Genomic DNA, 8505 nt, shown 5'->3' with positions numbered 1-8505 from the left:
CCAAAGCCAACGTTCTTGCGCACGCTCATGTGCGGGAACAGCGCATAGTTCTGGAAAATCATCGAGGTCGGGCGCTGTTCGGGCAGCAGGTCGTTGATGCGCTTGCCGCGAATGTTGATGTCGCCGGAGCTGATCGTTTCAAAGCCCGCGATCATTCGCAGCGTCGTGGTCTTGCCGCAACCCGAGGGGCCAAGAAAAGCGATGAACTCGCCTTTTTCCACATCGAGGTTGAAGTCGATCACGGCGGCAGTGCCATTATCGAAAACCTTGCCGACTCGAGAAAGCTGCAGGTCGTAGGTCACGCGCTGAGAAACCTTTGGGGATGAGGTGGCGACCGGCCGGAGCATGCGCCCCGGCCGGCAATTTCCGGATCAGGCCGAGAGGAACTCATCCCACTTCTGCATGAGATAGTCGTACTCGTCGGGCCACTGATGCCAATAGGCAACGTTCGCCGCCCGCGTCTCGAGCGAGCCGCCGTCGCGCAGATCGCCTTCCTTGATGCCGCGGTCGGGAGCGCCCACCCAGGGCTTGCCCTCGTACCAGAAGGCATACTTCTCGGCCGGCATGACGTCCTTGATGTTCGTCGTCGGCGAGTAATAGCCCTGCTCGGACACTGTGATCGCGGGCGGGCCCGAGAGCCAGTAGTCGGAGTAGGCGATAACGGCGTCGAGGTTTGGCGTGCCGGTGATGGCGGAGTTGCCAATCGTCCAGGCGCGGTAGCCCTCCTTCACCGTGGCGTAGGAGCACTGCACGCCCTGAGCCTTCACCGCCATGACGGCAGGCTGCCAGGCATCGGCGAGGATCATCTCGCCCGAGGCCAGCAGGTTGACGAGTTCACCGAAGTCGCCCCAGAGAGCGCGGAACTGGCCATCCTTCTTCTTGGAGATGAGGAACTTCGAGGCCTCGTCGATTGCGGCCTTGTCCGGGTTGCCCGGGTTCGGCACGTTGAGCATGCCCATGGCATTCATGGCGAGCACGGCCTGACCGAAGGCAATGAGCGGATCGACGTTGAGGCCGGTCTTGCCCTTGAACTTGGGATCGAACAGCGCCGTCCAGGTCGAGGCTTCCTCAGTCGACACGAGGTCGGGGCGGTAGCCGATCGAGTCATAGTTGTAGACGGTTGGAACCATCCACAGCTCGGTCTGGGCCTCGTCCTTCCAGATCTGGCCGACGATCTGCGCCTTCTTCTCCCACTTGTCCGAGCCCTTGGTGAAGGTATCGCGGATGTTGGCCCAGTTCTTGAGCGAGGCCGTCGGGATCGCCTGGATCTTGTCAGTCGCGATCACGGCGGGCAGGCGCTCACCGATGGTTTCCCAGCAGTCATAGGCGGTCGAGCCCGAGAGCAGTTCCGTCTGAGTGTTGGGGAAGATATCGGCCTTGCCCGACACCGCCTTGACGCCCGACTTTTCCTTGAAGTCGTTCAGGATGCGCTCCTGCACCGTCACCGACAGGCCGACCGTGCGGAGTTCCTGATCGGCGAGGCTGGCGGCGAAGGCCTGCTGCGCGCCCCAAGGCGCCAGCGGCACGCCGGCAGCGACCGAAAGCCCGGCAGCCGTTCCCTGCAGGAAGCGGCGACGGGATAGATGATATTGACGCATTCTAGTCTCCTCCTTGTGTTGTCGAATAGTCTACAGGTCTCATCAGTACCGGCCGACGAGAAGGCCGCCATCAACCACCACCGTTTGCCCAGTCATGTAGCGTGCGGCGTTGGAAGCAAGGAATAGGATCACATCAGCGATATCCTCAGGTTCGCCGATGCGGCCCATGGGAATGAACTCGCCTGCCTTGTCGGCATCGGGCCCCAGCGAGTGCTCCTTCGAGAGGAGTTGCGCGGTGCGGATATAACCGGGAGCGATGCCGTTGACGCGAACTCCCTCGCGCGCAAGTTCGACGGCAAGACCGCGCACGAGACCGACGACGCCGGCCTTGGCGGCAGAATAATGCACGTGCTCATCCCAGCCATAAGCGACGCCCATGATCGATGAGACGGCGATGACCGAGCCCCTCCCGGCAGCCTTCATGGCGGGAAGGGCCGGACGCACGACGCGGAAGATGCCCTTCAGATCAATGTCGAACGTATAGTCCCACTTCTCGTCGGTGAGTTGGGGCAGTGGCACCTTGTGCGCGATGCCGGCATTGGCGACGATGGTGCCGATCGCCCCGTGCGACTTCTCTACGGCGGCCACCACTGCATCTGCCTGCTCGGTTGAGCGCACGTCAAGACGGTGGAACTCGGCTGAACCGCCTGCCGCCTTGATCTCGGCGACAAGACCGTTTCCTTCCTTCTCGAGGATGTCGGTCGCCACCACGTGATGGCCCGCCTTGGCAAAGGCCTTGGCGGTAGCGCGGCCGATGCCGATCCCCGCGCCTGTAATGAGAACGGTCGAAGTCATAGCATCACGTCTCCGGAATTTGGCCCGAGCGTCTGGCCGACAAAGAGCGAGGCCTCGGGCGAACACAGGAAGGCGACGGTGGCGGCCACTTCGTCGGGCTCGCCAAAGCGGCCGAGCGGCAGACCGGCGGCCTTGGCATTGCGCCAGTCGTCCGACAGCGCCATGACCAGCGGGGTGTTGATGGGACCAGGCGCCACGGCGTTCACGCGGACGCCCTCCGCGCTCACCTCGCGCGCCAGCGCCTTTGTCATTCCGATGATCGCCGCCTTGGCGCCCGAATAATGCACCAGGTCCACGCCACCAATCTGACCGAGCTGCGATGCGATGTTGACGATGACACCCTGCTTTCTGACGATCATGCCGGGCAACACCGCGCGCATGCAGAGATAGGTTCCGCGCGCATGCACCGCGAACATGCGGTCAAAATCGGCAGGATCGAGGTTGAGAAAGCGCGCCTGGTGCACGTGCCCTGCATTGTTCACCAGATGAGTGCAGGCGCCGAAGGCCTCCGTGCAGGCGGCCGCCAGCCGGCTTGCATCTGCCTCCAGCGAGACATCGCCAGCCACAGCGATGGCCTTGCCGCCAATCTCCTCGGCAATCTCCCCTGCGGCCTCGGGGCGCATGTCGTTCACCACGACGTTGTAACCTTCGCGCGCGAGCCTGTGCGCTATGGCACGCCCGATGCCTGACCCCGCGCCGGTGACGATCGCATTCTTCATGCGATATCCTCCTGCATGGCAACCCTTTTGGCGCGGCGCACGCTGAGGCCCATCAGGATCGCATAGACCGCGAGCAGCGCGAAGGAGAACACCGTCGTCAGCACACCGAAGGCAAAGACATTCGGATGGATTTCAACCGAGAAGGTTCCGTAGATGGCAAGCGGGAGCGTCTGGTCGCGGCCCGAGGCAAACAGCGTGCGCGAGAATTCATCATAGGAGAGCGTGAAGGCAAACAGCATGGCCGAGAGCACGCCTGGGAAGATTAGCGGAAAGGTCACCTTCCGGAAGGTCTTCCAGGGTGAAACGCCAAGCGACCAGGCAGCCTCCTCGACCGAAGGATCAAACCGGTTGAGGATCGCCAGCATAACGAGAAATGCAAAGGGGAAGGTATAGACCACATGGGTGACGAAGGCCGTGCTCCACCAGTGGCGTTCGATGCCGAGAACATTGTTGGCGAGCAGCGACACTCCGAGGCCCGTCAGCACCCCCGGCACCATCATGCCGAGAACGATCAGATAGAAGATGAAGCCCGATCCCCTGAACTTGCGGCGGAAGGCCTGCGCCGACATCACGCCCAGCACGGTGGAGGTGACCATGGTCATGAAGGCGAGCGTCAGGGAGCGGAACAGCGCCTCGCCCAGCGGCAGCGGCGCAATGCGCGAGGGCGGCACAAGCCCGAAGATGTGGCGATACCAGTAGGTCGACCATTCGATGATCGGGAACTGCGGCCCGCCTTCGGGCCCTTGCTGGAAGGACAATATGGCGAGCACGAAGAACGGGCCATAAAGGAAGAGGATGAAGAGCAGCGTGTAGACGGCAAGAACGGGCTTGAGGACGCGGGCTTCCATGATCTCAGAGCTCCCGCTTCAGATCGACGATACGCAGGAAGCCGGCGATCACCAGTCCCATGACGATGGTCAGGATCACGCCCACCACCGAGGCCAGCGCCCATTTGAGCGAACCCACCTGGGTGACAATGATGTTGCCGAGGAGATTCACCTTGCGCCCGGACAGCGCTGCCGCGGTGGCGAACTCGCCGAGCACCATGACACTGACGAAGATGGCGCCAACGACGACGCCGGGCAAACTCAACGGAAAGATGATCTTCCAGAAGATGCGGCTGAAGCCGGCTCCAAGATCGCGAGCGGCCTCGATGATGTTGGGGTCGATGCGGCCCAGCATGAAGGCGATGGGTCCGACCATGAACACGACGTAGATCTGCGTCATGCCGATCACCACGGAAAGCTCGGTAAAGAGCAGCGCTTCGATCGGCTGAGATATAATGCCAAGTTTCTGCAGAATGATGTTGATGGCGCCTTCCTTGCCGAGCATCGGGCGCCAGGCAAGCACACGGATGAGGAAGGACGTCCAGAACGGGATGACGCAGATGACCAGCAACACAGTCGAGAGCGTCTTGTTCTTGACGAAGAGACCCACGAACAGCGCAGTCGGATAACCGATCACAAAGGTGGTCACCAGCACGATGAGCCAGATGCGCAGCGTCGTCCACAGAGAGGCGAGATAGGTGTCGGAGCCAAAGAAGGTCTTCCAGCTCTGCAGGGTGAGCGCAGGCTCGATCTTGAAGGTTGTCTGAGTCCAGAACGAGACGTAGATGATGAGCAGGATAGGAGCCACCAGGAACAGCGCCATCCAGATGACGCCGGGGGCGATCAACCACCAGCTGTTGTTGCGCCGGGCTTTCGGCGCATCTGCCGCTGCGACGCTCGCACTCATCTTGTCCTATCCCTGGCCATAAGCGATTGCGTCCTCGGGTTTCCATCTGAGCATGTAGCGTGCTTTCGGCTCGTAGTTCCTGGGCTCGCCAAGGCTCAAATGGTGCTCCACCTCGACCACTTGTCCCTTGTCGGTCTCGAAAAAATACATCACGGAAGAACCGAGATATTCGCTCGCCACATAGGTCGCCGGCAACCCTGGCCCGTCCGCGTGGCCCGTTTCAGGCTCGACGCGCATGCGATCATAGCGCACGGCGTAGGCTGTACGATCCGACCTTGTGACATGCGAAACGGCGAGGTTTCCGAATGGCCCCTCGAAATTCCTGCCACGCAGCGTGCCCTCGAAAATGTTGTAGCGATTAAGGAAATGCGCCACGTTAGGGCTTGCGGGAGCGGAATAGACCTCATCGGGGCGCGCAAACTGCGCGATGCGCCCACGGTCAAGCACCACGACGCGGTCACCCATGGCCAAGGCTTCCGTCTCGCTTCCTGTTACGTGCAGGAAGGTGACGCCCAGTTTCTCGCGGATGGCGCGCAATTCGTTGCGCATGCGATGGCGAAGGTTTGCATCGAGCGCGCCCAGAGGCTCGTCAAGAAGCACGAGCTTCGGACGCATAACCAAGGTGCGCGCCAGCGCGACGCGCTGTTTCTGGCCGCCCGAGATCTGATGGACACCGCGGCCCTCCATGCCGGCGAGTCCGACAAGCGCGATCACCTCCTTCACCCGCTTCTCGACCTCGGCGGCGGCGGGGGGCGCCTTGCCGTTGACGAGCCCGAAGGCCACGTTGTCAAAAACGGTGAGGTGGGGAAACAAAGCAAAGTTCTGGAACACGAAGCCGATATCGCGCTCGTGGGCCGACATGGCGGCGATGTCGCGTCCTTCGAAATATACCCGCCCACGATCCGGCGCCTCGAAGCCGGCAATCACCCTCAGCAGGGTGGATTTTCCAGACCCGCTGGGGCCCAGCAGAGAGATGTACTCGTTGCCTGCCACCGACAAAGAAACATCGTGCAGGGCCACCACGTTGCCGTAGCTCTTGGAGATACCCTCAAGACGGAATATTGCCGAGTGGTCTGCCATTCATCTGTTCCGCGCCCCGATATTCCATCGGTGATCCACGCGGCCCTCCTCCCCGAACAAGCTTTTATGAAGCCACGAACACAGGGGTGCCGCCGCTTATAAACACTCAAGCTTGAATATAATCAAAATTGTCTAACGTATGCAAGAGGAAAAGAAATCAGCCCATTGCAGCGGTTCACGACGCCAATTGCCTTGAAATAGGGCAATTGATTTACGTCTATTGAATTCAAAATCCATTTTACTTCGGTGTCAAATAAGGCGCCAGATCGGATGGCTGGCTGATCACGGCCACAATCTTCAGCCGGGCCAGGTTCTTGTCCGACAGGGCGCGTAGGTGGCTCGCGAGGTACTCCGCAGCAGAATCAACGAGATGACGCGAAATAAGGTCGAACAGCGTCCGATATTCCCCAAGAGCGATACGGTCTGGTGGCAAGCCTAGGCGGGTCAGAGCGCTGCCCGCCGCCTTGAGCAGGAGCTGGTTGTTGCCGATGAGTTCCACCAGTTCGCGATTTGGAACCCGCATAAGGCAATGCCGGGTGAGCGCCTCCTCCAGATCCTCGCCGTCGACCGTCTCTCCGGATGAGAGCCGGCGAGAGAGCCGATCCACTTCCTGGTAGTCGATGTGGCCCACAGCCATGCGGAGCGCGGCAGGCTCCAGGATGGCGCGAACAGTGAATTTTTCGCGTACCGCCTGTGCGGTGAGCGGCCCCGCGATCCAGTGTGAGCTCTGGTTCTTGCGGATCAGCCCACGCTCGTGAAGACGGCTAAGCACATCGCGTACAACGGTGCGGCTCACCCCCAGGTACTCGCCCAGTTCGGTCTCGACGATACGAAACTCACCAAAGATCAGGCAGGAGGCGACCTCCTGCTCTACCTGGTCATAGACCAGCTCCCACGTGCCACGGCTCTGCAGCGCCTCGTCGATTTCAACGCCAATCTGCAAGTCGAGTTCGCGAATATCCTGGCGCAGCGGCTCTACGGCTTCACCTGGAGCCCCAGCGAGAAAGCCGCGGCCAGAAAAGCGATGGATCAGCCCCTCTTCTTCCAAAATGCGCAATGCGGCCTGAACTGGCGCCCGGCTCGATTGCATCAACTCTGCGATGGGGCCTTCAAGCAGCACAATGCCACGCGGAAGCCTTCCCGACAGAATGTTTTGGCGCAGCACGCGGGTGATCAGCTCATAGCGACGCTGCAGACCAGGCAGATTGGCGGTGCGCTGCATCACGGGGCTCCGCTCCGCACCCCGGCGACGAAACTCTCCCAGGCGCGGACTGCATAGTTATGCTCATCCATGGTGGTGTTCCATACGGCGATGCGATTAGCCCTCTCCCAGTAGGATCCGCCAGAACGCCGCGCCCCCGCCCGCACCACGACATTGCCGGCTGGCCCAGGAAGGTCGGCGGCCGCGGGCGCCCCCTCATACCAATAGGCCCATTCGGCTGCTGGCAGAACCTCGCGCACACGCTCGGGCACCGACATGTAATAGCCCTGCCGCGCCATCACCGCGCCAGGCCACCCCGAGAGCCACCAGTTCAGATAATCATAGCCCATGTCGAGAGCCGACTCGGAAAGGTGGCGCGACAGGCTCATGCCGCCATGCCAGGCCCTGTAGCCCTCGATAGGCGCCGCCTCCACCACTAGGGGCGCCATCTCACCCAACTGACCATAGACGGGCGACCACATGCTCTGCGCCGATAGGAGATCGGCGCGGATCAGCTCTGCCGCCTCCTCGGCACTGCGCCACACCGCACAGAAATAGCCTTTCTGGCGGCGGTCATTAAGGAAGGCCATCAGTGCATCGACCTCGGCCACCGTCATGTTGCCGATATCGCGGAACTGCAATTCACCAGCCGCCTCGGCGGCAAGGGCTGCATCGAAGATGCCAATGGCGGGCTCGTCGACGAGCGCGATCCGCCCCTTGGCGCGCGGGTCGAGCAACCACGCCCAGCTGTCCCGCCCACCCTCCGGCCTGCCAAACACGCGCGCGTCATAGCCGAAGGAATCCATATTGTGGACGGTGGGCAGCATGCTGATGTAGCGCGACGGGGCGGCTGCCAGCTGCTCGCCTGGCTGGACATAGAGCTTGCGTACCGGTGCATCGCCATGGCCGCGCCAGGCATAACGGCTGATGCCGCCTTCCCGCGTCAATCCACTCAGCAAGCCCCAGTTGCTGATGCGCTCGGTATCGATCGGCCGGAGCGAGCCCCAGGCCCAGACAATGTCGAGGTTGTGGAAACACTGGTCATAAATGTCATAAGCCGTGGGCTCCATCGCGGCACGGCGCTGGCAGCTGATGAAGTCAAGGACCTCGAACTGGATGGTGAAGCCGAGATCGGCCTCGGCCTTGCGCCGCACCTGGTCGAGCAATGTGATCTCGGTGCCGAGCACACGCAACACGCGCCGCTCGATGCGTGGCGGTGCAGGAAAGCCGCTGCGAGAAGTGGACGACATAATGCCTCCGTATCACTCCACGCCCGGGGCCTCAATCCCGCGCTTTGCGAACTCGGCGCGGATCGCCTCCGTATGCTCGCCAAGCTGCGGCGGGCGGCGCGCTTGCAAACTCGCGCGTCCGGGGGGGC

General features: G+C 61.9%; 9 protein-coding genes. All 9 read right to left on the bottom strand.

Annotation, left to right across the window (positions count from 1 at the left end):
* The coding region (locus tag ACILRN_RS13920) for an ATP-binding cassette domain-containing protein (protein ID WP_395689249.1) at positions 1 to 302 on the bottom strand (302 nt) is incomplete at its 3' end.
* 69 nt (positions 303 to 371) lie between these two features.
* Complete coding sequence (locus tag ACILRN_RS13915; protein ID WP_395689248.1) at positions 372 to 1598, bottom strand: PotD/PotF family extracellular solute-binding protein; 1227 nt, start codon at positions 1596 to 1598, stop codon at positions 372 to 374.
* Between the two features lie 42 nt (positions 1599 to 1640).
* Positions 1641 to 2393 carry an SDR family NAD(P)-dependent oxidoreductase gene (locus ACILRN_RS13910; RefSeq protein WP_395689245.1) on the bottom strand — a complete coding sequence of 251 codons (753 nt, stop codon included), beginning with the start codon at positions 2391 to 2393 and terminating at the stop codon, positions 1641 to 1643.
* On the bottom strand, positions 2390 to 3112 hold the full coding sequence (locus tag ACILRN_RS13905) for an SDR family NAD(P)-dependent oxidoreductase (protein WP_395689243.1): 723 nt from the start codon (positions 3110 to 3112) through the stop codon (positions 2390 to 2392). The genes ACILRN_RS13910 and ACILRN_RS13905 overlap by 4 nt, the downstream gene beginning before the upstream one ends.
* The gene (locus tag ACILRN_RS13900; protein ID WP_395689241.1) at positions 3109 to 3960 is read right to left on the bottom strand and encodes an ABC transporter permease; all 852 of its coding nucleotides are present in this window, start codon (positions 3958 to 3960) and stop codon (positions 3109 to 3111) included. Before ACILRN_RS13900 ends, ACILRN_RS13905 begins: the two co-directional genes overlap by 4 nt.
* Before the next feature lie 4 nt (positions 3961 to 3964).
* Positions 3965 to 4846: an ABC transporter permease gene (locus tag ACILRN_RS13895; protein WP_395689239.1), complete on the bottom strand. Its 882-nt coding sequence runs from the start codon at positions 4844 to 4846 to the stop codon at positions 3965 to 3967.
* A 6-nt stretch (positions 4847 to 4852) separates the two neighbouring features.
* Positions 4853 to 5926, bottom strand: coding sequence for an ABC transporter ATP-binding protein (locus ACILRN_RS13890; protein ID WP_395689237.1), 1074 nt, complete (start codon positions 5924 to 5926; stop codon positions 4853 to 4855).
* A 238-nt stretch (positions 5927 to 6164) separates the two neighbouring features.
* On the bottom strand, positions 6165 to 7148 hold the full coding sequence (locus tag ACILRN_RS13885) for a GntR family transcriptional regulator (RefSeq protein ID WP_395689235.1): 984 nt from the start codon (positions 7146 to 7148) through the stop codon (positions 6165 to 6167).
* On the bottom strand, positions 7148 to 8380 hold the full coding sequence (locus tag ACILRN_RS13880; RefSeq protein ID WP_395689251.1) for a PotD/PotF family extracellular solute-binding protein: 1233 nt from the start codon (positions 8378 to 8380) through the stop codon (positions 7148 to 7150). Before ACILRN_RS13880 ends, ACILRN_RS13885 begins: the two co-directional genes overlap by 1 nt.
* Positions 8381 to 8505: the final 125 nt, after the last annotated feature.

Origin of the sequence: Aestuariivirga sp., assembly GCF_044238155.1 — a bacterium.
In the GTDB taxonomy this organism is placed as follows: domain Bacteria; phylum Pseudomonadota; class Alphaproteobacteria; order Rhizobiales; family Aestuariivirgaceae; genus Aestuariivirga.
This window is presented reverse-complemented; position numbering and strand designations above follow the sequence as displayed.